Source organism: Kitasatospora sp. NPDC088391, from assembly GCF_044753345.1.
In the GTDB taxonomy this organism is placed as follows: domain Bacteria; phylum Actinomycetota; class Actinomycetes; order Streptomycetales; family Streptomycetaceae; genus Kitasatospora.
Genome location: NZ_JBIVNB010000001.1, coordinates 816,649 through 838,732, shown reverse-complemented (window position 1 = coordinate 838,732; position 22,084 = coordinate 816,649). Strand labels below are relative to the sequence as shown.

Here is a 22,084-nt window from a genome sequence, read left to right as displayed (position 1 = left end):
CGACCGTTCTCCAGGTCAATCCGGATCCGACCGCCCGAGGAGCCGCCGTGCCCGCCCCGCTCACCGAGGACCAGGTCCGCCAGGACGGCGCGGCCCTGCTCGACGCCGCCGAGGCGCTGTTCTACGAGAAGGGCGTCCGCGCCGTCGGAATGGACGAGGTGCGCGCCGCCTCGGGGCTGCCGCTGAAGCGGATCTACCGGCTGCACCCCACCAAGGACGACCTCGTGGTGGCGGTGCTGCGCCGGCGGGACGCGCGCTGGCGCGGACGGCTGGCGGCGGCCGTGGCCGAGCGGACCGGCCCCCGGGAGCAGCTGCTGGCCGTGTTCGACTGGCTGGAGCGGTGGTTCGCCGAACCCGGCTACCGGGGGTGCGCCTGGATCAACGCCTTCGGCGAACTGGGCCCGGCCTCGCCGGCGGTGCTGGCCGAGGTCCGCGCCCACAAGGAGGCGTTCCACCGGGACCTCGCCACCTGGTCGCGCGCGGCCGGCCTGACCGACCCGGCGCCGGTCCACCTGCTCGCCGAGGGCGCCATCGTCACCGCCGCCGTCACCGGCGACCCGACCACCGCCGCCCGGGCCCGCACCGCCGTCGAGACCCTGCTCTCCGCCGCCGGCCACTGAACCGGGCGCGGGGCGGGGTGCCGGGCCGGGTGCGGCGGGTGGCGGTATTTGAATACCGTTCGCCTGCTAGCGTGGCGCTGTCCGCCGCCGGTCCGCCAGGGCCGGCGGCCCTTTCGAGCGGGCGGCCGGGCCGTCCTGGGAGCCGCGCCGTGATCGAGTTCAAGAATCCGCAGTCGATCGAGAAGATGGCCGTCACCGGCCGCTTCGTCGCCGACACGCTGACCGAGCTGTCCGCCCTCGCCGAGGTCGGGCGGGACGTGATGGACCTGGAGCTGCGGGCCCGCGAGCTGATCGAGCGGCGCGGCGCGCAGTCCTGCTACTGGGACTACGCGCCGTCCTTCGGCCGCGGCCCGTTCCGCAACGTGATCTGCCTGTCCGTGAACGACGCCGTGCTGCACGGGCAGCCGCACCCCTACGTGCTGCGCGACGGCGACGTGCTGAGCCTGGACTTCGCGGTGTCGATCGACGGCTGGGTCGCCGACTCGGCGGTCACCGTCATCGTCGGCACGCCCGCCGAGCAGGACGTCCGGCTGGTCGAGTCGACCCGGGCGGCGCTGGACGCGGCGATCGCCGCCGCGGTGCCCGGCAACCGGATCGGCGACATCTCGGCCGCCATCGCCGCCGTCGGCCAGGGCGCGGGCTACCGGATCAACACCGACTTCGGCGGCCACGGCCTGGGCCGCACCATGCACGAGGACCCGCACGTGGCCAACGTCGGCCGCCCCGGGCGCGGCCTGGAACTGCGCCCCGGCCTGACGCTGGCGCTGGAGCCGTGGTGGTGCGCCGGCACCGCGAAGCTGAAGACCGACCCGGACGGCTGGACGCTGCGCTCGGCCGACGGCTCGCGCGGCGCGCACGCCGAGCACACCGTGGCGATCACCGAGGACGGCCCGCGGGTGCTCACCGCCCGTTCCTGAGGCGGCAGTTCGGCCACGGTGGGTGAGCAGCGGGTGGACGGTCGGTGGCGGCTGTGGCCCGCCCCATAGCCGGAACGCTGGACAGTCGGCAGCCGGTCAGCGCCCCGTCACGCGCTGTGCGCCGTTCCCCGGCGGTCGGCGGCCAAAACCGGTGAGCCCGGTCACAGCGGCCGCCGGCCGGGCCCGGAAAATCGCGGCCCGGCCGCCCCGCAGCAGCCGCTGTACCGGCGGTAACAGGGCTCTGAGCTGCGCAGACCTTCGAATGCTTGGAGTTCGGTCGGAACGCCCGTAGCTTCGTAACCAGTGCAGGGCGCACTACCCGGGATCACCCGAATCGAAGCCCCGGCGCGGCAGACCAGCCGCCCGCACGGGCAGGGTGACCGCGACGAGCGCCGGTCGACGAGCGACCGGCCCCGTCCGATCCACAAGCGCGAGAGACCGCGGGCCCCTCCGGGCCCTGGTTCCGCCTTGCCTGCCCGGGGCATCCGAAAGGAACCGCATGATCTTCCGTAACGAGACCGCTGCCGCCAAGACCGCCACCACCGCCGAGAAGGGCAGCCGTACCCGCAACCGCGTCCGTGCCGCCGTCGTGGCGGGCTCCGCGGTGGCCGTCCTCCCGGTGGCCGGACTCGTGGCGGCGACCTCGGCCTCGGCCGCGGACGTGTCCACCTGGGACAAGGTCGCGCAGTGCGAGTCGACCGGCAACTGGTCCATCAACACCGGCAACGGCTTCTACGGCGGCCTGCAGTTCACCTCCTCCACCTGGGCCGCCTTCGGCGGCACCGCCTACGCCCCGCAGGCCGACCAGGCCAGCAAGGCGCAGCAGATCGCCGTCGCCGAGAAGGTGCTCGCCTCGCAGGGCCCCGGCGCCTGGCCGGTGTGCTCCGTGCAGGCGGGTCTGACCAAGGGCGGCGCGGCCGCCCAGGTCGACACCTCCTCCTCCAGCTCCAGCAGCAGCACCAAGTCCTCGAAGCCGGCCACCACCTCGACCGACGCGGAGTCCACCAACTCCTCCTCGAACAAGGGCACTTCGCAGCGCTCCACCGACCAGGGCCAGTCCCAGGGCCAGTCCTGGAAGAAGAGCGACAGCGGCTCGAAGGGCAACGGCGGCAGCTACACCGTCAAGGACGGCGACACCCTGGGTGCGATCGCCGCCGCCAACGGCACCACCGTGGACGCGCTGTTCAGCGCCAACGCGCAGACCATCGGCGCCAACCCGGACGTCATCTACCCGGGCCAGGTCCTCTCGGTCTGAGGCAGCCCACCGGCCCCCGGGGCCGCTTCGCAGGACGCCGACGGCCGCCCCTCATGTCGGGAGGGGCGGCCGTCGGCGTCTTCGCGCGCTCCGGCGGCGGCTCAGTCGAACCAGTCGGGGTCGGCGGCGTCGATCAGCTCGCGCAGCGCCGGCCGGTCCGCGAACGCGCCCGAGAGCAGGGCGCCGAGCTCGCGCAGCGCCGCCGGGTCGTCGCCGTAGGCCACGAACATGCCGGCCTCCGGGTCGTAGCGGAGCCGCCCCTCCAGGTGCGGGGCCCGGTTGTGCACCGCGGAGCGCGCCACCGCCTCCCAGCCGTAGCCGCCGTTGGGCTGGCCCGCGGCCTCGAACACCTCGTCCACCTCGACCATCCGGTCGTCCGTCAGCATCAGGCAGTAGGAGCCGGGCCGGTGGTCGTACTCGAAGAACACCAGGGGGGCGTAGGTCTCGCGATCAGTCATGGCGCGGACGCTACCGGCCGCCGCCGACAGCGGGGCGGGCGGGTTCAGCGCGGCAGGACCTCCTCGACGGCGCTGGTGCCCGCGCCCGGGCGGGACTCCCAGCGCCAGGTCTCGTCCAGCCGCAGCCGGCCGTCGGCGAGCCGGGTCAGCACGCTCACGCAGTGGCCGGAGTTGGTCTCGCCGTCCCGGTTGAGCTGCACGTAGCGGAACTCGACGGTGTCGCCGGTGCGGGTGCCGACCAGGTGCCCGTGCACGATCTCGCCGCCCCGGTAGTCGGCCCAGACCCGGCCGTCCCGCTCGCGGTAGGCGAACCGGGTGCCGGGGTCGACCTCGCCGTGCGCGGCGCGGGCGACCGGCGCGAACTCCAGTCCGTCGAGCGAGGGCAGCACGGGCACCACGGCGAACTCCTTCGGCCAGGGGTCGGTGTGCCGCCAAGTCGATCACGGCCGGTACCGGTGCCACCGGTCTTTCCGCATGGTGGGACGCGAGCCGGGCTCGCCTTCCGCGCGGCCGGACACCGGGCCCGGTGGGCCGAGCTGCGGACCGGCGGGAAAGCGCTTTCCGGAACGCCGGCGGGGCGGCCGGGGGACAGGTAGGGGGTTCGGTCCGGTTCGGGGGAGTGCGCGCGGCCGCGCCCCGGGGGTCCGGGGCGCGGCCGTGGGTGTGCGGGCGGTGCGGGGTCAGGCGGCCGCGGCGATCTGGCCCAGGACGGCGGTCAGCTGGGCGGCGACCTCGGCGTCGTCGGACGGGTGGGTCTCGGCGAAGCGGACCACCGAGCCGGCCACCGAGAGCTTGACGTCCTCCAGGACCTTGGCGCCGGCGATGCCGGCGGCCTTGCGGGCCTCGTCCTGCGCCCAGACGCCGCCGTACTGGCCGTAGGCGGTGCCGACCACGGCGACCGGCTTGCCGGTCAGCGCGCCCGCGCCGTACGGGCGGGACAGCCAGTCGATGGCGTTCTTCAGCACGGCCGGGATGGTGCCGTTGTACTCGGGCGAGAACAGCAGCAGCGCGTCGGCGGCGGCAGCGGCCTCGCGCAGCGCGACGGCGGCGGCCGGGACGCTGCCCTCGACGTCGATGTCCTCGTTGTAGAACGGGATCTCGGCCAGGCCCTCGGCGATGGTCACCTCGGCGCCCTCGGGCGCCAGCTTGACGGCGGCCTCGGCGAGCTGACGGTTGTGCGAGCCGGCGCGGAGGCTGCCGACGAGGGCGAGGATACGGACGGACATGGGAACTCCCGGGAGACGTCATCTGCCCGCGGCCTTCGCGGGCCACGGGAACGAGCGGCGGACCCGCTTTACCGGACTGCGGTCCGGTTCGAGGCCCGGGAAGAGCCTGCCACAGAAACGGACCACAGTCCATTTTCTTCCGCGGGGAGTTAGAGTGAGGCCCATGACCTCCCCCGCCCCCTCCGGACCGGTCGCACCCCCCGGCGCGGACCACCCCCTCCTCCCGCTCCACGACCAGGAGCCGAACGAGCGCGCGGACGCCGCCCGCAACCGGGCGAAGGTCCTCGGCGCCGCCGCCGCGCTGATCCGGGAACGGGGCGCGGAACATCTCACCATGGACGCGGTCGCCTGCGCCGCCGGAGTCGGCAAGGGGACGGTCTTCCGCCGCTTCGGCGACCGCACCGGCCTGCTGTACGCCGTGCTCGACAGCATCGAGCGCGAGTTCCAGGCCGCCTTCATGTTCGGCCCGCCGCCGCTCGGGCCCGGCGCCGACCCGCTCGCCCGGCTCACCGCCTTCGGCGAGGCCGCGCTGCACCACCAACTCGCCCACATGAACGTCTACCTGGAGTCCGACCAGCGCACCGCCACCCGCTACACGGCCGCCCCCCGCGCCGTCCGCACCCGCCACCTCGTCCTGCTGCTGCACGCGGCCGGCGTCCACGGCGACCTCGAACTCCTCGCCGACGCCCTGCTCGGCATGCTCGACCCGGCCCTGGTCCACGACCAGTTGACCCGGCGCGGCCGCACCCCCGAACAGCTCGCGGCCGCCTGGCGCGACCTGGTCGCCCGGCTGGCCCGCTGACTCCCCGTCGGCTCCGGTCGCCCCCGTCGGTCCTCATCGACCCCCGTCCCGCTCCGGCGGCCGCGGAGACGTCGGCGGAGACGTCGGCGGAGTGTGAATCCCGGTGCGGCGGAAAGGCGGCACCCGTTCCCCGGCGGACCGTTCGGGGACGGAGGTCGGCGTGAGGAGGCGGGAGCGTGTGGTGGAGCGTGGTACGGCTGGTGGTGGCCGGGGCGGCGGTGGGGGTGCTGCTGTACGGGCTCGACCGGCTCGTCGAGGCGGTCGCGGTCCGGCTGGCCGCCCGGTCCACCCGGTCGGGGGCGGTGCCGGAGCTGCTGCGCGGCTGCCGGCGGCCGATGCTGGCCGTCGCGGCCTGCCTGCTGATGCTCGCCGCCCAGCCGTGGGTCCGGGCGCCCGCCGGTGTCGCGCACCTGCTGACGCTGGCCACCATCGGCTCCTGCGGATGGCTGGCCGGCCGGGCCGCCGTGCTGCTGCTGGACGGCGCGGTGCACCTCGCCGTGCGGCGGCGCGACCCGGGCTGGGTCGGCCGGGCCCGCACCCAGGCCGGGCTGCTCGGCCGGATCCTGCAGGCCGGGATCGCGCTGCTGGCGCTCGCCGCGATGCTGATGACCTTCCCCACGGTGCGGGTGGTCGGCACCAGCCTGCTGGCGTCCGCCGGACTGGTCGGCGTGGTGGCGGGCATCGCCGCGCAGAGCGCCCTGTCGAACCTGTTCGCGGGCATCCAGATGGCCTTCGGCGACCTGGCCCGGATCGGCGACGTGGTGGTGGTCGGCGGCGAGTGGGGCACCGTCGAGGAGATCACGTTGACCGCCGTGGTGATCGCCACCTGGGACCAGCGCCGGATCGTCATGCCGATGTCCTACTTCGCGGGCCGCCCGTTCGAGAACTGGTCCCGCCGCACCTCCCGGATCACCGGCACCGCGCTGCTGCACCTCGACCACAGCACGCCCGTCGACCTGCTGCGGATCGAGTTCGAGGACTTCCTCGCCAAGAACCCGCACTGGGACGGCGAGGGCAGCGCCCTCCAGGTGGTCGACACCACCCCCAGCACCCTGGTGGTCCGCGCCCTGGCCACCGCCGCCAACGCGGACGACGCTTTCGCGCTCCGCTGCGAACTGCGCGAGCACCTGGTCGCCCACCTGCGCGAGCACCATCCGCACGCGCTGCCCAGGGTCACCGTCTCGGGCGGACGGGAGGGGTGAACACGCCTCCGGCCTGTATGGTCCGACATGTCGTCAGGAAGCTCGGGGAGGGGCGGACGTGATCGGTCTCGAGGTCGCGGTCGGGTACGTGTTCGGGTGGCTGGTGCGCAAGGCCGGGCGGGTCGCCGGCCGGGCCGACGCCGAGGTCGACCGCACCGCGGACGCCCTGATGGACCGGCTGCACGACGCGGTCGGCCGCAAGCTCGGCGCGGACCCGGCGCTCGCCCGGGCCGCCGAGGAGGCCGCCGCCGGGCAGGCCGAACCCAGCGAGCGGACCGGGCGCCGGCTCTCCGACGCGCTGGCGGACGCGATCGAGCACGACCCCGGCTTCGGCGAGCAACTCCAGTCCCTGCTGAAGCAGTTGCAGGCCACGGGCACCGCCACCGGGCCGGGCGTCACGGCTTCCGGCGACGCCGTCGTCGTCCGGGGCGACGTCGACATCAAGGCGGAGGGCGGCTCGGCCGCCGCCCTCCGGATGGGCAACGTCACCCTCGGCGCGGCCCCGGACCGGAGGCCGTGACGCCGGGGATCGGGCGGGTCAGGTCAGCGGCGGATTGTCGGGGGCGGCGGTGACGGTGTCGGCCTGCAGGGACAGCAGGCGGCCGGCCACGTACTGCTCGGGGGTGAAGCGGACGCGCCGCCCGGTGTCGTCGTCGTCACCGGGGACGCCGGTCCCGGTCCATTCCAGGGCGGCCCGGCCGGACAGGTGCAGGGTGCGGCCGGTGGTGAAGTCGCAGAAGAGCAGTGCGGCTGCCGGGTCCGCCTGCAGGTTGCCGAGCGTGTTGAACATGTTGTTGCCCCGGTAGTCGGGCCACCACAGGGCGCCGCCCTCGACCCGGACGAATCCCGGGGGCCCTCCGCGGTGCGAGGCGTCGTTGCCGCGGGCCGGGTGGGTGGTGCCGATCACGAGGGTGTCGGCCCGGCGGACCAGGTCGATGTCGTCGGCGGTCAGGCCGCGCCCGCGGCGTACCGGCCCCGTATCGGGGGCTGTGCCGGGCCCGCTGTGCAACTGCCGGCTCTGGATGTACTGGGGGCAGTTCCCGTAGGCCTGCTCCACGTCGACGCGCAGTCCGTGGCGGTGGGCGTGGGACAGGGTGCCGTTGATCCGCAGGCGCCGCCGGGCGGCGAACTCGAGGGCGATCAGTCCGACGGCCTGGTGCGCGGGCAGGTCCTCGAGCGGGTCGCCTGCCGCGGGGAGCGCGCGTACGTCGAGGGTGGTCGGCGAGGAGGCGTGCAGGAAGCCGGGCGGGCCGGTCAGCGGCGACGTCCACAGCGCGCCGTCGGTGTCGCGGGCGGCGATCGCGGCGAAGGTGCGTCCGGCCAGGAACCGCGTCGCGCCACCGCTCAGGTCGGCCGGGGCCAGCATGCCCGCGAGTCGCGCCGCCTGCCGTGTCGCGCCCGCTCTGAGCTGCACGGCCAGTTCGCCCTCGTGGAAACCGGTCCTGACGCCGTGTGCCGGGTTCGTCATGGTGTCTCCTTCCGCCGGACCGGCGCGGGGCGCAGGTCCGTGCGAGGCGGGCCGCCCGCCGGGCCCGAGGAGCGGGGTCGGCGGGCGGGGTTCCGGCGCGGGTCAGGCTGCGGTGCGCAGGGGGACCGCGGGCCAGTCGTTGTCGACCTTCGCCAGGACGTTGAAGTAGTTCGTCAGCACGTTCAGGGCCAGGTGTCCGACGACCTCGCCGATCTCGTCGTCCGTGGCTCCCGCGTCCCGTGCCGCCCGCAGGACGCTGTCGTCGACCTGGCCCCGGCCGTGGGCGATCGCGTCCGAGAGGGTCAGCAGGGCCTGCGTGCGGGGGTCCGCGGCCTTCGCGTCCCGGGCCGACTCCAGCTCGACCGCGTCGATCCCGGCGATGTTCGCGCCGATGTAGGTGTGGGCCGACAGGCAGTACGCGCAGCCGTTGTACTCGGCCGTCGCCAGCGCGAGACGCTCGCGGACCGGGGCCGGCAGGACACCGCCGGCCAGCGCCCCGTTCAGGGCGAGGTAGCCCTTGAGCAGGGCCGGGCTGTTCGCCATCGCCTTGGTCATGTTCGGGGTGAGGCCGAAGGTCTTCTGCACGTCGGCCAGCAGGTCGGCGGCCTTTCCGGTCGCGGCGGCAGGCTCGACGAGGGGGAAACCGGTCATGGGGACAGCGCTCCTTCATTCATCCGATTCTGACGCTTGGATGCACCAGTAACCGTTAGGGGAACCATGGCATCGGGTTTCCGGGATGTCAAACGGTTGGAGAGGCATGTATCCGTTGGAAGTGCGGTAGTCTCGGCGCCATGGACACGAACGCACCGCTCCTGGGCGAGTCCCTGCCCGTGGAACTGATGAACACGGTCTGGGCGGACCGCGACGGTGTGCACGACGCACTGCGCGATCCGGACGGAACCCGGGCCTGGCTCCGTGCCGTCTCCCCCCGGGTCGATCTGCTGGTGCCGGAAGACCTGGACGCGCTCACCGCGGGGGAGGTGGGACGGCTCGCCGACCGTCTGGTCGGCCTGCGCGACGCCTTGCGCCGGCTCGCGGCCGAGGTGACCGGGGATCCGCGCCCGGCCGCCGCGTCCGACATCCGCGAGCTGGAGGCGGCCGTCGCCGTGCTCAACCGGGCCGCAGGCGACACGCCCCACTGGTCGGCGCTGTCGTGGACGCCCGGCCAGGAGCCCATGCGACACACCCGCACGGGCGGGCGGACGGCCTCCGCCGCCCTCTCCGCGATCGCGGAGGAAGGAGTCGCGCTCTTCGGCCAGGACGCCCGCCACGAACTGCGCGCCTGTCTCGCGCCGGGGTGCGTCCTGTACTTCCTCAAGAACCACCCCCGCCGCGAGTGGTGCTCCGCGGGATGCGGCAACCGTGCCCGCTCCGCCCGCCACTACCAGCGCCACCGCCGGAGCGCCGTCTGACGGCCGTGCGCGGGCGGCGGCGCAGGTGGGGCGGGTGGGGCGGTCCGGGCGGCGGCGCAGGTGGGGCGGTGGCGCGGGTGGGGCCGGGGTCAGTTGAGGTCGAGTTCGCCGACGGTCTGGTCGCCGCTGGTCTCGCCGGTGGGGCGGAAGCCGAGGCCGAGGTAGAAGGCCTCGGGGCCGTCCGGGCCGGGGTGCCAGGTGGTGGTGAGGCGGGTGCCGCCGCGGCGGCGGATCTCGGCGGCGACCTGCTGCACGGCGTAGCGGCCGTAGCCGCGGCCCTGCTCCCCGGCGACGATGTTCAGCCGCCACAGGCCGGAGCGGTGGTCGGTGCCGTCGTTGCGGAAGTCGATGTCGAAGAAGGCCATCAGGAAGCCGACGATCCGCTCGCCGTCCATGATCAGCCGGGGCCAGGCGACCCCGGGGTAGACGTACGCCTCGGCCAGCGAGTGGACCACCGGGGAGACCAGGTGGGCCTGGTCGGGGCGGACCTGCACGGCGAGTGCCGCGTCCAGGTTCGCGGCGGTGATCTTCTCCAGACGGGGTGACGTGATCATTCGGGAAGGCTACCTCCGCCCGTCGGTCCGGCCGCATTCCCGGTCAGAGGTAGTCCTCCAGGCGGGCGACGGCGAAGCCCTGGGCGGTGGCGGTGTCGACCACCCGGCGCAGCATGTCGGACATGTCGCCCTTCCAGTCGGCGGCCGGGGCCCGGAAGTGGGTCAGCACGATGTCGCCGGGGTGCAGCTTCTGGTCGGCGTAGCGGTACTCGACGTGGTCGGGGAAGGCTTCCTCGTTCCAGAGCGGGACGGCCTCGACGCCGCAGGACGCGGCGGTGCGCAGCGCGGCCTCGGTGTACTCGCCGTACGGGGGCCGGAACAGGCGGGGGCGGGTGCCGGTCTCCTGTTCCAGGCGGTCCTGCTGGCCGCAGATCTCGCGCCGCAGCGCGTCGGGGCCCAGCCGGCGCAGGTCGGGGTGGTTGACGGTGTGGTTGTTCAGGGCCGTGCCGTGCTCGCGCATGGCGCGGAAGTAGCCGTAGTCGGAGCGGGCCAGGTAGTCGGAGAGGAACGCGGACAGCGGCACGCCCAGCTCGGCGGCCATCGCGGCGAACCGGGGGTCCTTCTCGGCGCCGTCGTCGACGGTCAGGAACACCACCTTGTCGGTGGTCGGGACGCGGTACACCACGGGCGGCAGGCCGGGGGAGCGCTTGACGCCCGGGCCGTCGGCGAGCGCGGGCTTGACGGCGGGCGGGGCGGGAGCCTTCGGCGGGAGCGCGGCCAGGCCCCAGCGGCGGGCCGTCGCGGCGGCCTGCTCGATCGTCAACTCGTGCTCGGCGGAAGACAGTTGGGCGTTCATCTCCTGCCGCCCGGCAGCCTGCGGGAGCACCGCGGGCGCGGCGGCGGGTGCGGCGGGCGCAGCGGGTGCGGCCGGTGCCCCGGCGGCGGGCGGGGCGGCCCGGGTGGGCCGGTCGGCGGCCTGCGGGGGCGGGTCCTGGGCGTGCGGTCCGGAGCAGCCGGCCGCGAGCGCGGCGAGCGCCGTGAGGGCGGCCAGCCCCCGGCGGCGGGGACGTTTCGCGGGGCGGCGGGCCGCGACGGGCGCCGCGGCCCCGGAGCAGTCGGCGCGGCCGGGGGTTTCGGCGGGTTCGGCGGGTTCGGGCGGGGCGGCAGGGGTCGGCATACCGGCCGATGATCCCCTTGTCGTACCGGGCGTACCGCCGGTTCGGGGGCCGTCACCCGGACGGACCGCCGTCGTCCCCCGTTTGACGCGCACCCGGTGGCGGCGTACAGAGAAGAACATGCGCCTGGGTGTCCCGGCGGAGCCTCCCGAACCGCCTCCGTCCCCGTCACCGCGCACCGAGCCGGCGACGCGTCCCGTCCGGACCACGGACGACGCCCGCCCGCCCTGGAGCGCGGCCGAACCCCTGCTCGCGGACGGTCTGCTGCGGGCCGTCCGGGCGACGGCCGCGTACGGCGGGGTGCTCTACCTGCGCTCGGCCGACCGCCGCTCGCTGGTGGCGGCGGCCGTCGTCGGCATCCCGCCGCGCCTGCTCGAACCGTTCCACCGGATCGCCGTCGCCGCGCCGCTGCCCGTCGCCGACTCCTACCGGGGCGGCCGCACCGTCGTCCTCGCCGACGCCGACGACACCGCGCGCCGCTACCCCCGGCTGGCCGTCGGGCTGCCCTACGCGCACGCCTCCGCCACCACCCCCGTCACCGCCGGGGACCAGGACTTCGGCGCGATCGCCGTGTTCTGGCCGTCCGACGGCACCCGCCCGCCCGCCGCCACCCGCCGACAGCTGCGCAGCGCCGGCAACCGCCTCGCCACCGGCCTGCTCCCGTACGGGGACCTGGTCCGCGCCGCCGACGGCCCGCCCGCCGTGGTGCCGCTGCCCGGGCCCGGCGGCGACGGCGTCCGGCTCGGCTTCCTCGACCTGGACCCGGCCACCGGCCTGCTCGTCCCGGACGCCGCCCTGCGCGACCTGCTCGACCCGGGCAGCGGCCTGCTCGAACCCGGCGACCCGATCCCCGGAGACCCGGGCCCCGGTGCCCCGGCACCGGCCGGGTCCGGGTCCGGGCTGCTGGACCGCCTCGTCCCCGAGGACGCCGCCCGGCTGCGCCGCACCGCCCGCCGGGCCGCCCAGCAGGGCCGTCCGTTCAGCGAGCAGGTGCGGCTGCGCGATCCCGGCGGGGGGCTGCGCCCGCTCGCCCTGCACGGGCACCCGGTGGGCGGGTCGGGCCGGCTGGTGGTCGCCGTGGTCGACGCGACCGCCGCCGTGGCCGCCACCGTCGCCGTCGAACGGCTCCGCGACGGCGTGTTCGCGCTCGACCCCGACGGGCGGGTCGGCCACGTCAACCGGAGCGCCGAACTGCTGCTGCACGTCACCCGGGCCGAGCTGCTCGGCCGCCGCCCCTGGGAGGTGCTGCCCTGGCTCGCCGACCCCGCCTACGAGGACCGCTACCGCTCCGCGATGCTCTCCCAGCAGCCCACCGCGTTCCTGGCCCGCCGCCCGCCCGGCCACTGGCTGGCGTTCTCGCTCTACCCCGACGGGCACGGCCTGACCGGCCGGATCGTGGCGGCCGCGCCCAGCGAGGACACCACCCTGCCGGAGGCCCCGCCCGCCACGCCCGCCTCCGTCGGCACCGTCTACCACCTGCTGCAACTGGCCGCCGCGCTGGCCGAGGCGGTCACCGTCCAGGACGTCGCCACGGCCGTGGTCGAGCAGATCCTGCCCGGGTTCGGCGGCCAGGAGACCGCCCTCTACCTGGCCCGCGACGGGCGCATGCACCTGGTGACGGAAAGCGGTTACCCACCGGGTTTCCTCGAACCCTTCGAGGGCACCCCGATCCGCACCCGGCTGCCCGGCACCGAGGTGTTCACCACCGGCGCGCCGGTCTTCTTCGAGTCCGAGCGGGAACTCGCCGCCGCCTACCCGGGCATCGCCCGCGACGAGATGCGGGCCTGGGCGTTCCTCCCGCTGATCGCCTCCGGCCACCCCGTCGGCAGCCTGATCCTGGGCTTCGACCGGCCCCGCTCCTTCACCGTCGAGGACCGCTCGGTGCTCGGCGCCCTCGGCGGACTGATCGCCCAGGCGCTGGAGCGGGCCCGGCTCTACGACGCCGAGGCCGCCGTCGCCCGCGGCCTGCAGCGGGCCCTGCTGCCGCACCGGCTGCCCGACGTCCCCGGGCTGGAGACCGCCGCCCGCTACCTCCCCGGCACCCGCGGCATGGAGATCGGCGGCGACTGGTACGACGTGCTGCCGGGCCGCGCGGGCGTCGTCCTGGTGATCGGCGACGTCGAGGGCCACAGCGTCAAGGCCGCCGCCCTGATGGGCCAACTCCGCAGCGCGGTAAGGGCGTTCGCCACTGGCGGGGAGCCGCTGGCGGACGTCGCCCGGCGCACCAACCGGCTGCTGGTCGACCTCGACACCGGGTTGCTCGCCTCCTGCTGCCTGCTCCGCCTCGACCCGGCGACCCGCCTGCTGCACGGCGTCCGGGCCGGGCACCTCCCGCCGCTGCTGCGCGACCCGGGCGGCCGCACCGCCCTGCTCGACCTGGACGGCGGCCCGCTGCTCGGCATCGACGCGGACCTGGACTTCCCCGTCACCGCGACCGTGCTGCCGCCCGGCGCCACCCTGGTGCTGTACACCGACGGCCTGGTCGAGTCCGCCACCGCCCCGCTCACCGAGGGCATCGACCGCCTGCGCAGCACCCTCGCCCACGCCGCCGCCGACACCCTCGAACCGCTCGCCGACACCCTGCTCGGCCTGGCCCGCCACCGCGACCACCGGGCCGACGACGTCGCCGTCCTGATCGCCCGGCTGACCGGCTGACCGGTTGACCGGCTGACGCGCGGGCGGGCCGGCGGGCCGGCGGGTACGACGATGGTCGCGGCCGGGGCGCTGCTTTCGGCGACAGCGGGGCGGGGCGCGCACTCGCTAGGGTCGCAGCGTGACGCGTGTGTGGATGGAGAAGGCGTTCCCGGGGCCGTGGAACTGGCGGCTGGTGGTTCGCGAGGTCCTGGTCGGCCTGTTGGTCGCTGCCCTGGCCTGGCTGTTCCAGCTGGGCGACAGCGTCGGCTGGCCGCCCGTCCCGGTGACGGTGGTGGCCGTGCTGCTGTTCGCGCTGCGGCGCGGCCTGCCCGGCCCGGTGCTGGTGCTCACCGCGCTCGGCAGCGGCGGCGCCTCCGGCTTCGTGCCGGTGCTGGCCGCCGCCGGGTACTCGGCGGGCCGCCGGATCACCCGCCCCTGGCAGGCGCCGCTGCTGTTCGGCCTGGGCTTCGTCGGCATGATCGGCGCCGCCCTGGTCCAGCACGCGCGCGAGCCCTTCCCGGTGATCGGCCTGATCGGCGTCTGCACCGTCGGGTTCCTGCTGACCGGTGTGCTGCCCGCGGTCTTCGGCCGCTACCGGGCCCAGCGCACCCAGCTGTTGGACAGCCTGCGCCAGCGCAACGAGCAGCTGGTCCGGGAACGGGTGATGATCGCCCACCAGGCCCGGCTGCGCGAGCGCCACCGGATCGCCCAGGACATGCACGACAGCCTCGGCCACCAGCTGGCCCTGATCGCCGTGCACACCGGCGCGCTGGAGGTGGACCGCACCCTCGGCGAGCGCCAGCGCGAGGCGGTGGGGGTGCTGCGGCAGGCCGCGACCGGGGCGATGCGCGAACTGCGCGAGGTGGTCGGCCTGTTGAAGGACGACAGCGCCACCGTGCCCGGCGGGGTGGACGCGATCGACGCGCTGGCCGAGGCGTCCCGGACGGCCGGCACCGAGGTCGAGCTGCGCCGGGAGGGCGCGCCGCGCGAGGTGTCCGCGCCGACCGGCCACGCCGCGTACCGGATCGCGCAGGAGGGGCTGACCAACGCGCACAAGCACGCCCCCGGCGGGCGGATCGTGCTGACGGTCCGGTACGAGCCGGACACCCTGGTGGTGGAGGTGCTCAACGGCCCCGGCGGGGACGGCGCGGCGGCGGTCTCCGGCGGCCAGGGCCTGACCGGGCTGCGCGAACGGGCCCGGCTGCTCGGCGGGATCGTGCACGCCGGGCCGGCGCCGGACGGCGGGTTCCGGCTGGCGGGCCTGCTGCCGTACGCCCCCGACGGCGCGGCCGCGGCGCTCTCCGCCGAGCTGGAGGACGAGGAACTCGCCTCGCTGACAGGTCAGTTGATCGGCCCGGAGAAGCGTCGCCGGAGCCCGATGATCGGCTGCGCGCTGGGCGCGTTCGTGGTGCTGGGCCTGGTCGCGGTGGTCGGCGTGGTCGGGGTGATCCTGTTCGTCAACTCGCTGCGCGAGGCCACCGTGGACACCGGGCTCTACGACTCGATCCAGGTCGGCCGGTCCGAGCAGAGCGTCAACGACCAGCTGCCGTCCGGCAGCGACTTCCTCACCCACGACTTCCGCAAGGTCGGCCCGCCGGTCCCGGACGGCGCGCACTGCCGCTGGTTCGCCGGCGACCTCGAGACCGACCCCGAGGGCGAGCAGGACGTGGTCCGGTTCTGCTTCAAGGACGGCGTGCTGGTGGAGAAACAGCACTTCCGTGGGAAGGTGTAGCCGCCCGGTCCGCCGGACCGGGCGGAGCGCGAGAGGGAGTCCGTGCGGTGATCCGTGTGCTGGTGGCCGACGACGAGCCGCTGATCCGGGCCGGCATCCGGATGATCCTCGGCTCCGCCGAGGACATCGAGGTGGTCGGCGAGGCCGCGGACGGCGCGCAGGCGCTCCGGCTGGCCCGCGACCTCGCCGCCGACGTCCTGCTGCTGGACATCCGGATGCCGGTGCTGGACGGGCTGGGCGCGCTCGCCGAACTGCCCCGCGCGGCGCCCGGCACCCGGGCGATCGTGCTGACCACCTTCGGCGAGCGGGAGAACGTGCTGCGGGCGATCAGCGCCGGCGGGGCCGGGTTCCTGCTCAAGGACACCGCCCCCGCCGAACTGATCCAGGCGGTCCGGGCCGCCGCCACCGGGCACGCCTTCCTCTCCCCGGCCGCCACCCGGCACATCGTCGACAGCCTCGCCGACGGGACGGCCGCCGCGCGCGGCGAGCAGGCCAGGCGGCGCCTGGCGGTGCTCACCGCGCGCGAACGCGAGGTGGTCGACCTGCTCGGGGAGGGCCTGTCGAACGCCGACACCGGCGCCCGCCTGCGGATGAGCGAGGCCACGGTGAAGACCTACGTCAGCCGCATCCTCGCCAAACTGGACTGCGGCAACCGGGTGCAGGCCGCCCTGCTGGCCCGCGACGCCGCACTCTGACGGACCGTCCGGCGGGCCGTCAGGAGAACGGGACCTCCGGGTCGATGCCGAGCCGCTCGGCCTGCTCGCGGTACTCCTTCCGGAAGACCGCCAGCGCCCGGGCCGGAACGGGTCGCCGGGGTCGATCGCCGCGAACGCCGCCAACGCCTCCTCCATCAAAGCCAGTTGGAGGTCCCGGCGGAGCGCCACCGGCGGGTGGCCGGCCATCTCGACCGCGGCCAGCGCCAGGCGCGGCAGGTGCGCCTGCGGGGCGATCCGGGCCAGCAGCCGGTGCGCCCGGTAGCTCTCCCACGGGCCGGGCGCCTCGCTGCCCGCCAGCAACACCCGCGCCCGCAGGGCCAGTTCATGATCAACGCGTGTGGACACACGGCTCCCGTCGACTCGTCCAAGGGGGGAATGCGGACGAGTCTGCGCCCCGGCGGGCCGCCCCGGCAAGGGTGGTCGGATGTGCGTCCGGTCCTACCGGAACAGCCCTCCCAGCAGGCAGAATGGGGTCGGTACGCTGCCGGAGGGGATCTCAGGACACGCGATCGGGCCCCGCGGCCGGGTCGGTGGCCGATTCTGTGGCCGGGCCCGCGGGCGGGCCCGCCGCGGCGGCGGCGAGACGGTCGCGCATCGCGTCCAACTCGGCCGCGACCTCCGCCCGCAGGGCCGGCAGCAGCGTCAGGGCCGCCCGGGCCGCGTCCGGATCGGGGCACCGGTCCCGGTGGGCGGCCGCGACGGCGGTGCGCACCGGCAGGACGGCGAGCGCGGTCTCCCACGCCGTGCGGTGCACACCCGTCGCGTAACGGGACGTCAGGTACTCCAGCGGGGAGAGCGCCGAGGCGTCCCGGTCGGCGGGCCCGGCGAGCCGGTGCCCGGGCAGCAGCCAGGCGACGCCGTGCCGGGCCACCAGGTCGAAGGCCAGCGCCAGGTCGGGGGCCGAACTGCCGCGCCCCGCACCGGCGCCGGCCGCCGACAGCAGGCGCTCCAGCATCGCCGCCTCGCGCGGGTCGACCGGCCGGTCGGGGTGCTCCCGGTCGGTGAGCAGCTGCTCCAGGTGGTAGCGCTGGCCCCAACTGCCCTCGGCCCGGTGCATCGCCCCGGCCCGGGTCTCCCGGATCGCGGCCAGCGCCAGCGCCCGGGTGCTGAGGTCCCGGCGCACCGCGAACCCCGCCCCGTCCGGGCCGGGCCGCTCCAGCGCGCAGCGCACCGCCGCCACCGTCGGCCCGTCGTACCAGCGCAGCGTCCAGCGCCGCCCCGCCGGGTCGTACTGCGGCTCGATCGGCACCCGGAACCGCACCGAGAGCCGGTCCGCGACCCGCCGCGCGTGCGGCCCGCGCTCCGGCCGCCCGTCGGCCGCGGCCCGCTGGACGTCCTGCGCCGGGCCGGGGCTGAGCCGCTCGGCCTCGGCAAGCTGTTCGGGGGTGCCCATGGCCGGAGCGTAGCCAGCGGACGGGCCCGCACCGGCCCCGCCGGCGGGCGACGCGCGCGGCGGCTCAGCCGTTCGCCGCAGTCCCGGCCGGGAACGGGCACCCGGCGGTCCGGCTCGGCCCTCGGCCCTCGGCCCTCGGCGGCGGCGGCCGGTGGGACGGTGACCGGCGGGGCAGGTGACCGGCCGTCGGTCCGGTTCAGCCCTTGGCGGCGGCGGCCAGCGGGGCGGTGACCGGCAGGTCGGGGGCCGGGCGGGGGACCGGGATCGGGCCGACGGGGGCGGGGGCGGGGGCGGTGAACACTATCGAGGCGAGCCGGGCCGCCGAGGTGCGCGGCAGCAGGACGGCGGAGGCCACTCCCGTCGGGAGCGGTCCGGGGGCCGTCACCAGGGCGCGCAGCCTGGCCGAGGCACGGCGGTGCCGGGCGAACGCGTACCGGGAGACCCGGCGGCCGCGGCGGCGCTGCCCGTCCGCGGCCTGCGCCGCGCTCGCGTCGAGCAGCAGCAGGTGCACCCGGCGGCCGCGGGCCGCCGCCGCCCGGACGATCGCCCCGCGCACCCACGGCAGCGTCCCGCAGTCGTGCACCACCAGCGGGCCGCCGGCCCGGATCGCCGCCCGCAGCCCCAGGTAGTGCGCCAGCCGCACCGCAGGCCGGTACAGCGCGTACGGGACGCCCGGCAGTGCGGCCGCGAACCGGGCCCGGGTGTGCTGGGAGTCGACCACCCGGGCCCGGGCGCAGCGCCCCATCAGGGTGCTCTTGCCGCTGCCGGGCAGCCCGGACACCACCAGCACGTCGTCCGCCGGGTAGGCCAGCACGGCCGGTGCGGGACGGTCCGTCAGGTCGTGGCGGGCGTGCGGCCGCAGCTGTGGGTGCACGCGGTCCTCCTCGGGTCGGGGCGCCCAAAGGAATGGCCAAGGGCGCGTCATGACAACGTCATGCCCGGGGCATGCGGTTCCAGACCTGCGGCAATGCGGCTGTGACCCGGCTGTTTCCGTTCCCGGACACCCTGGGCGAAATCCGCCCGATGATCCGTGGCAGGGTGGTCCGATGCGAAACGCCCCGGGCGGCCGGACGGTTCGGCGGCCGAGGGGCGGCGAAAGGGGTGGGGTAATGAGGTTCTGCTTCCTGGTCGAGGAGCACTACCGCAACGACGGGATGCCGCTGGCGGTGGTCGACCGGCTGCGGGCCACCGGCCACCGGGTGGACGTGCTGCGCCCCGGCGCGGACCTGCTGGACCTCGCCAAGCTGGTGCGGTCCGGCAAGCACGACGCCTGGGTGCTGAAGACCGTCTCCGGCGGGCCCGGGCTCGGCCTGCTGGAGTCCGCCGCCGCGGCCGGCCTGACCACCGTCAACGACGCCCGGGCGATCCGCCCGGTCCGCGACAAGGCGCAGGCCGCCGTGGTCGCCGCGCTGCACGGCCTGCCGATGCCGCGGACCTGGGCCGCTGCCGACCCGGCCGCGTTCGCCTCGATACCCGGCCGCCGCTGGCCGCTGGTGGTCAAGCCCGCCGACGGCTCCTCGGGGCGGGCGGTCCACCTGGTCGAGCACCCCGGGCAGCTGTCCCGGATCGCCGCGCCCGCCGACGGCGGCCTGCTGATCGCCCAGCCGTACGTGCCCAACGACGGCCTCGACCTCAAGGTGTACAGCGCGGGCGGCGAGCTCTTCGCCACCCAGCGGACCTCCCCGCTGCACCCCGAACACCCCGCCACCGAGCGCCCGGTGCCGCTGCCCCGCGAGGTCGCCGCGCTGGCCGCCCAGGTCGGCGAGGTCTTCGGCCTCGACCTGTACGGGCTCGACGTGCTACTCGGCCCCGACGGCCCGGTGGTCGTCGACGTCAACGACTTCCCGAGCTTCCGCCAGGTCCCGCACGCCGTCGAACGGGTCGCCGACGCGGTGCTCCGGCTCGCCCGCACCGGCTCGTCCTGGCCCACCCCGGCCGCGGGTTCGCTGATCGACGCCGCCCGGGCCGGTCGGTGACCGCCCCGTTGCGGATCGCCGTCCTGGCCCGCGACCTCGACCACCCGCTGCTCGCCGCCGTCGGCGAACTCCTCGCCGCCGCAGGGCATCTGATGGTTCCGGCCGGGCCGGAGCCGGACGCCGACCTGCTGCTGCTCAAGGCCCGCGGCCCGGCCGACCTCCGACTCGCCCGCCGCTACGAGGCGTTGGGCCGCCCGGTGCTCAACCCGGCCGACGCCACCGGGTTCTGCCAGGACCGGGTGGCGATGGAGCAGCGGGCCCGGGCCGCCGGCCTGCCGTTCGCGCCCACCGTCGCCACCGGCGTCCTGGGCGAACTCGCCTGGCACGGACCGGTGGTGGTGAAGAGCCGGCGCAGCCGCAAGGAGGACCTGGTGGCCCGGGTCGAGACCCCCGCGCAGTGGGCGGAGGTCGCCGCCCGCTGGCCCGGCGAACCCGTGCTCACCCAGCGGCCGGTGCCCGGCGACGGCTGGGACCGCAAGATCTGGGTGGTGGCCGGCACCGTCTTCGCCGAGCAGCGCCGCTCCGAACTCGACCCGCACGCCCCCGACCGCCGCCCCTGGACCCCCGACCCCGTCGAACGCGCCCTCGCGCTCGCCGCCGGCCCCGCCTACGGCCTCCAGGTCTACGGCGTCGACCTGCTGCCCGGGCCCGACGGCCCGGTCGCCGTCGACGTCAACGCCTTCCCCGGCATCCGCCACCAGCCCGGCGCCCCGGAGGCGCTCACCGCCCTGGTCCTCCGCACCCTGAACCGCTGACCCGCCCCTGTCATGACCTGCCGTTCCTCGCTCGGCGCATTCCGCCCCGACGGTCCACCCGGCCGCCCGGGTCTGCGAGAATCGCGGGGCGGCGGAGCGACGGACGAGGAGGAGCGCGGTGCGCGAGGAGGAAGTGCGGTCGCGGCTCCCGCAGCTCAGGCTGGACGAGCTGCTGGCCGAACTGCAGGCCCGGATCGACGTGGCCCGCGGCACCAGGGACCGGGTGCACAGCCTGCTGGAGGCGGTGCTCTCGGTCGGCCGGGAGCTCGAACTCACCCAGGTGCTGCGCCGGATCGTGGAGGCGGCGGCCGTCCTCGCCGACGCCAAGTACGCGGCGCTCGGCATCATCGGCCCCGACGGCGACACCCTCTCCCAGTTCCTCACCGTCGGCCTCGACGAGGAGGAGATCGCCCGGATCGGCCCCTACCCGACCGGCAAGGGCCTGCTCGGCGAACTGATCCGGCACCCGCAGCCGCTGCGCCTGGACGACCTGAAGCGGCACCCGGCGTCCACCGGCTGCCCGGCCCACCACCCGGAGATGCGGACCTTCCTGGGCCTGCCGGTCCGGGTCCGGGACGAGGTGTTCGGCAACATCTACCTGACCGACAAGCGCGGCGCGGCCGGTTTCGACGACGACGACGAGTCGGTGATCGCCACGCTGGCGGTCGCCGCCGGAGTGGCGATCGACAACGCCCGCCTGTACGAGGAGGCGCAGCGCCGGCAGCGTTGGCTGACCGCCACCGCCGAGATCAACCGCCGTCTGCTGTCCGGGAGTTCGCGCACCCAGGTGGTGGAGCTGATCGCCCAGCGGGCCTGCGACATCAGCGGGGCCCGGCGGGCCGACGTGCTGACGGCGCTGCCCGACGACGGCGGGCTGCGGGTGGAACTGGCGCTGGGCGGGGAGAGCGCCGGGCGGCTCGGGGCGACGGTGCCGCTGCACGGCACGCTGTGCGGCGCGGCCTGCGTCGAGGGCGTCCCGACCACCTCGTACGACCTGGCGGCCGACCCCCGCTACCGGGCCGGGGCGGCCCGGTTCGACGGGATGGGCCCGGCCGTCGCGGTGCCGCTGGGGCGGGCCGAGGGGCACACCGAGGGGGTGCTGCTGCTGGTCCGGGCGGCGGGCGAGCCGGAGTTCACCGAGCGCGAGATCGACCCGCTGCTGGGCTTCGCCGACCAGGCCGCGCTGGCCCTGGAGCTGGCCGAACGGCGGCGCGACGCCGAGCAGTTGGCGGTCCTGGAGGACCGCGACCGGATCGCCCGGGACCTGCACGACCTGGCGATCCAGCGGCTGTTCGCGACCGGCATGACGCTGCAGAGCGCGTCCCGGTTCATCGACCACCCCGGGGCGGCCGACCGGGTGCTGCGCGCCGTCGGCGACCTGGACGAGACCATCAAGATCATCCGGTCGACGATCTTCGGGCTGCGGGTCCGCGAGGCGGGCGCCGGGCAGGGCCTGCGGGCCCGCGCGGTGCACGTGGTCGAGGAGGCGCAGGCCGCGCTGGGCTTCGCGCCCCGGCTGAGCATGGAGGGCCTGCTCGACACCGACGTCCCGCCCGAGGTCGCCGACCACCTGGTCGCCGTCCTCGGCGAGGCGCTCAGCAACGCCGCCCGGCACGCCCGGGCCGGACGGGTCGAGGTCACCCTGCAGGCCGCCGGCGGCCAGGTCGCGCTCACCGTCCAGGACGACGGCGTCGGCATCCCCGCGCAGGGGCGCCGCAGCGGCCTGCGCAACCTCGCCGAACGCGCCGACGCCCTCGGCGGCACCCTCGCCGTCACCGCCCCGCCCACCGGCGGCACCGTCCTCAACTGGACCGCCCCGCTCGTACACTGACGTTCCGTCAGGAGTTCC

At 75.9% G+C, this 22,084-nt stretch carries 22 protein-coding genes; 13 read left to right on the top strand and 9 right to left on the bottom strand.

Going from position 1 to position 22,084, the window contains the following annotated elements; all coding sequences use genetic code 11:
* Positions 1 to 47 precede the first annotated feature (47 nt).
* The 3 genes from ACIQBJ_RS03580 (at position 48) to ACIQBJ_RS03570 (ending at position 2,792) form a co-directional block, all read left to right on the top strand.
* On the top strand, positions 48 to 620 hold the full coding sequence (locus tag ACIQBJ_RS03580) for a TetR/AcrR family transcriptional regulator (protein ID WP_400702762.1): 573 nt from the start codon (positions 48 to 50) through the stop codon (positions 618 to 620).
* 149 nt (positions 621 to 769) lie between these two features.
* On the top strand, positions 770 to 1,537 hold the full coding sequence (gene map / locus ACIQBJ_RS03575) for a type I methionyl aminopeptidase (RefSeq protein ID WP_400702759.1): 768 nt from the start codon (positions 770 to 772) through the stop codon (positions 1,535 to 1,537).
* A gap of 499 nt (positions 1,538 to 2,036) precedes the next feature.
* Positions 2,037 to 2,792 (top strand): transglycosylase family protein, encoded by a 756-nt coding sequence (locus ACIQBJ_RS03570; protein WP_400702756.1) that lies wholly within the window; start codon positions 2,037 to 2,039, stop codon positions 2,790 to 2,792.
* Between the two features lie 101 nt (positions 2,793 to 2,893).
* Here the strand turns inward: ACIQBJ_RS03570 and ACIQBJ_RS03565 are convergent, their stop codons facing one another.
* The 3 genes from ACIQBJ_RS03565 to ACIQBJ_RS03555 form a co-directional block, all read right to left on the bottom strand.
* Entirely contained in the window at positions 2,894 to 3,250 is a 357-nt protein-coding gene (locus ACIQBJ_RS03565) for an immunity 51 family protein (RefSeq protein ID WP_400702753.1), read from the bottom strand.
* Between the two features lie 44 nt (positions 3,251 to 3,294).
* Positions 3,295 to 3,648, bottom strand: coding sequence for a hypothetical protein (locus ACIQBJ_RS03560; RefSeq protein ID WP_400702750.1), 354 nt, complete (start codon positions 3,646 to 3,648; stop codon positions 3,295 to 3,297).
* 282 nt (positions 3,649 to 3,930) lie between these two features.
* Positions 3,931 to 4,476: an NAD(P)H-dependent oxidoreductase gene (locus ACIQBJ_RS03555; protein WP_400702747.1), complete on the bottom strand. Its 546-nt coding sequence runs from the start codon at positions 4,474 to 4,476 to the stop codon at positions 3,931 to 3,933.
* A gap of 163 nt (positions 4,477 to 4,639) precedes the next feature.
* Here ACIQBJ_RS03555 and ACIQBJ_RS03550 point away from each other — a divergent pair, with 163 nt between their 5' ends.
* From ACIQBJ_RS03550 to ACIQBJ_RS03540, 3 genes are all read left to right on the top strand, one after another.
* Positions 4,640 to 5,278 carry a TetR/AcrR family transcriptional regulator gene (locus ACIQBJ_RS03550; protein WP_400702744.1) on the top strand — a complete coding sequence of 213 codons (639 nt, stop codon included), beginning with the start codon at positions 4,640 to 4,642 and terminating at the stop codon, positions 5,276 to 5,278.
* A 176-nt stretch (positions 5,279 to 5,454) separates the two neighbouring features.
* A complete protein-coding gene (locus ACIQBJ_RS03545; protein ID WP_400702741.1) occupies positions 5,455 to 6,480 on the top strand; it encodes a mechanosensitive ion channel family protein in 1,026 nt (341 codons plus the stop codon).
* A gap of 58 nt (positions 6,481 to 6,538) precedes the next feature.
* Positions 6,539 to 7,000 carry a hypothetical protein gene (locus tag ACIQBJ_RS03540; protein ID WP_400702738.1) on the top strand — a complete coding sequence of 154 codons (462 nt, stop codon included), beginning with the start codon at positions 6,539 to 6,541 and terminating at the stop codon, positions 6,998 to 7,000.
* Between the two features lie 18 nt (positions 7,001 to 7,018).
* Here ACIQBJ_RS03540 and ACIQBJ_RS03535 read toward each other — a convergent pair whose 3' ends face one another.
* The gene (locus ACIQBJ_RS03535) at positions 7,019 to 7,948 is read right to left on the bottom strand and encodes a pyridoxamine 5'-phosphate oxidase family protein (RefSeq protein ID WP_400702735.1); all 930 of its coding nucleotides are present in this window, start codon (positions 7,946 to 7,948) and stop codon (positions 7,019 to 7,021) included.
* Positions 7,949 to 8,050: 102 nt separating this feature from the next.
* Positions 8,051 to 8,599 (bottom strand): carboxymuconolactone decarboxylase family protein, encoded by a 549-nt coding sequence (locus tag ACIQBJ_RS03530; RefSeq protein ID WP_400702732.1) that lies wholly within the window; start codon positions 8,597 to 8,599, stop codon positions 8,051 to 8,053.
* Positions 8,600 to 8,739: 140 nt separating this feature from the next.
* Between ACIQBJ_RS03530 and ACIQBJ_RS03525 the strand changes: the two genes are divergently transcribed.
* Positions 8,740 to 9,360, top strand: coding sequence for a CGNR zinc finger domain-containing protein (locus ACIQBJ_RS03525; protein ID WP_400702729.1), 621 nt, complete (start codon positions 8,740 to 8,742; stop codon positions 9,358 to 9,360).
* Positions 9,361 to 9,449: 89 nt separating this feature from the next.
* On the opposite strand, the gene ACIQBJ_RS03520 is transcribed toward ACIQBJ_RS03525, so the two are convergent.
* Together ACIQBJ_RS03520 and ACIQBJ_RS03515 are read right to left on the bottom strand one after the other, a co-directional pair.
* On the bottom strand, positions 9,450 to 9,914 hold the full coding sequence (locus ACIQBJ_RS03520) for a GNAT family N-acetyltransferase (protein WP_400702726.1): 465 nt from the start codon (positions 9,912 to 9,914) through the stop codon (positions 9,450 to 9,452).
* Between the two features lie 43 nt (positions 9,915 to 9,957).
* The gene (locus tag ACIQBJ_RS03515; protein WP_400702723.1) at positions 9,958 to 11,031 is read right to left on the bottom strand and encodes a polysaccharide deacetylase family protein; all 1,074 of its coding nucleotides are present in this window, start codon (positions 11,029 to 11,031) and stop codon (positions 9,958 to 9,960) included.
* Between the two features lie 118 nt (positions 11,032 to 11,149).
* On the opposite strand from ACIQBJ_RS03515, the gene ACIQBJ_RS03510 reads away from it, so the two are divergent.
* From ACIQBJ_RS03510 to ACIQBJ_RS03500, 3 genes are all read left to right on the top strand, one after another.
* The gene (locus ACIQBJ_RS03510) at positions 11,150 to 13,684 is read left to right on the top strand and encodes a SpoIIE family protein phosphatase (protein ID WP_400702720.1); all 2,535 of its coding nucleotides are present in this window, start codon (positions 11,150 to 11,152) and stop codon (positions 13,682 to 13,684) included.
* A 118-nt stretch (positions 13,685 to 13,802) separates the two neighbouring features.
* Positions 13,803 to 15,395, top strand: coding sequence for a sensor histidine kinase (locus ACIQBJ_RS03505; protein ID WP_400702717.1), 1,593 nt, complete (start codon positions 13,803 to 13,805; stop codon positions 15,393 to 15,395).
* Between the two features lie 47 nt (positions 15,396 to 15,442).
* A complete protein-coding gene (locus ACIQBJ_RS03500; RefSeq protein WP_400702714.1) occupies positions 15,443 to 16,090 on the top strand; it encodes a response regulator in 648 nt (215 codons plus the stop codon).
* Between the two features lie 517 nt (positions 16,091 to 16,607).
* Here ACIQBJ_RS03500 and ACIQBJ_RS03495 read toward each other — a convergent pair.
* Positions 16,608 to 17,504, bottom strand: coding sequence for a hypothetical protein (locus tag ACIQBJ_RS03495; RefSeq protein ID WP_400702711.1), 897 nt, complete (start codon positions 17,502 to 17,504; stop codon positions 16,608 to 16,610).
* 196 nt (positions 17,505 to 17,700) lie between these two features.
* Positions 17,701 to 18,378, bottom strand: coding sequence for an AAA family ATPase (locus ACIQBJ_RS03490; protein WP_400702708.1), 678 nt, complete (start codon positions 18,376 to 18,378; stop codon positions 17,701 to 17,703).
* A 235-nt stretch (positions 18,379 to 18,613) separates the two neighbouring features.
* On the opposite strand from ACIQBJ_RS03490, the gene ACIQBJ_RS03485 reads away from it, so the two are divergent.
* The 3 genes from ACIQBJ_RS03485 (at position 18,614) to ACIQBJ_RS03475 (ending at position 22,066) form a co-directional block, all read left to right on the top strand.
* Positions 18,614 to 19,480 carry a RimK family alpha-L-glutamate ligase gene (locus ACIQBJ_RS03485; RefSeq protein ID WP_400702705.1) on the top strand — a complete coding sequence of 289 codons (867 nt, stop codon included), beginning with the start codon at positions 18,614 to 18,616 and terminating at the stop codon, positions 19,478 to 19,480.
* The gene (locus ACIQBJ_RS03480; protein ID WP_400702702.1) at positions 19,477 to 20,235 is read left to right on the top strand and encodes a RimK family alpha-L-glutamate ligase; all 759 of its coding nucleotides are present in this window, start codon (positions 19,477 to 19,479) and stop codon (positions 20,233 to 20,235) included. Before ACIQBJ_RS03485 ends, ACIQBJ_RS03480 begins: the two co-directional genes overlap by 4 nt.
* Before the next feature lie 118 nt (positions 20,236 to 20,353).
* Complete coding sequence (locus ACIQBJ_RS03475) at positions 20,354 to 22,066, top strand: GAF domain-containing protein (RefSeq protein WP_400702699.1); 1,713 nt, start codon at positions 20,354 to 20,356, stop codon at positions 22,064 to 22,066.
* Positions 22,067 to 22,084: the final 18 nt, after the last annotated feature.

Excerpts from the sequence above, each read along its gene's own strand:
- ACIQBJ_RS03570 (WP_400702756.1), top strand. The coding sequence starts at position 2,037 with ATGATCTTCCGTAACGAGACCGCTGCCGCCAAGACCGCCACCACCGCC.
- ACIQBJ_RS03565 (WP_400702753.1), bottom strand. The coding sequence starts at position 3,250 with ATGACTGATCGCGAGACCTACGCCCCCCTGGTGTTCTTCGAGTACGAC.
- ACIQBJ_RS03555 (WP_400702747.1), bottom strand. The coding sequence starts at position 4,476 with ATGTCCGTCCGTATCCTCGCCCTCGTCGGCAGCCTCCGCGCCGGCTCG.
- ACIQBJ_RS03550 (WP_400702744.1), top strand. The coding sequence starts at position 4,640 with ATGACCTCCCCCGCCCCCTCCGGACCGGTCGCACCCCCCGGCGCGGAC.
- ACIQBJ_RS03535 (WP_400702735.1), bottom strand. The coding sequence starts at position 7,948 with ATGACGAACCCGGCACACGGCGTCAGGACCGGTTTCCACGAGGGCGAA.
- ACIQBJ_RS03530 (WP_400702732.1), bottom strand. The coding sequence starts at position 8,599 with ATGACCGGTTTCCCCCTCGTCGAGCCTGCCGCCGCGACCGGAAAGGCC.
- ACIQBJ_RS03525 (WP_400702729.1), top strand. The coding sequence starts at position 8,740 with ATGGACACGAACGCACCGCTCCTGGGCGAGTCCCTGCCCGTGGAACTG.
- ACIQBJ_RS03520 (WP_400702726.1), bottom strand. The coding sequence starts at position 9,914 with ATGATCACGTCACCCCGTCTGGAGAAGATCACCGCCGCGAACCTGGAC.
- ACIQBJ_RS03515 (WP_400702723.1), bottom strand. The coding sequence starts at position 11,031 with ATGCCGACCCCTGCCGCCCCGCCCGAACCCGCCGAACCCGCCGAAACC.
- ACIQBJ_RS03510 (WP_400702720.1), top strand. The coding sequence starts at position 11,150 with ATGCGCCTGGGTGTCCCGGCGGAGCCTCCCGAACCGCCTCCGTCCCCG.
- ACIQBJ_RS03495 (WP_400702711.1), bottom strand. The coding sequence starts at position 17,504 with ATGGGCACCCCCGAACAGCTTGCCGAGGCCGAGCGGCTCAGCCCCGGC.
- ACIQBJ_RS03485 (WP_400702705.1), top strand. The coding sequence starts at position 18,614 with ATGAGGTTCTGCTTCCTGGTCGAGGAGCACTACCGCAACGACGGGATG.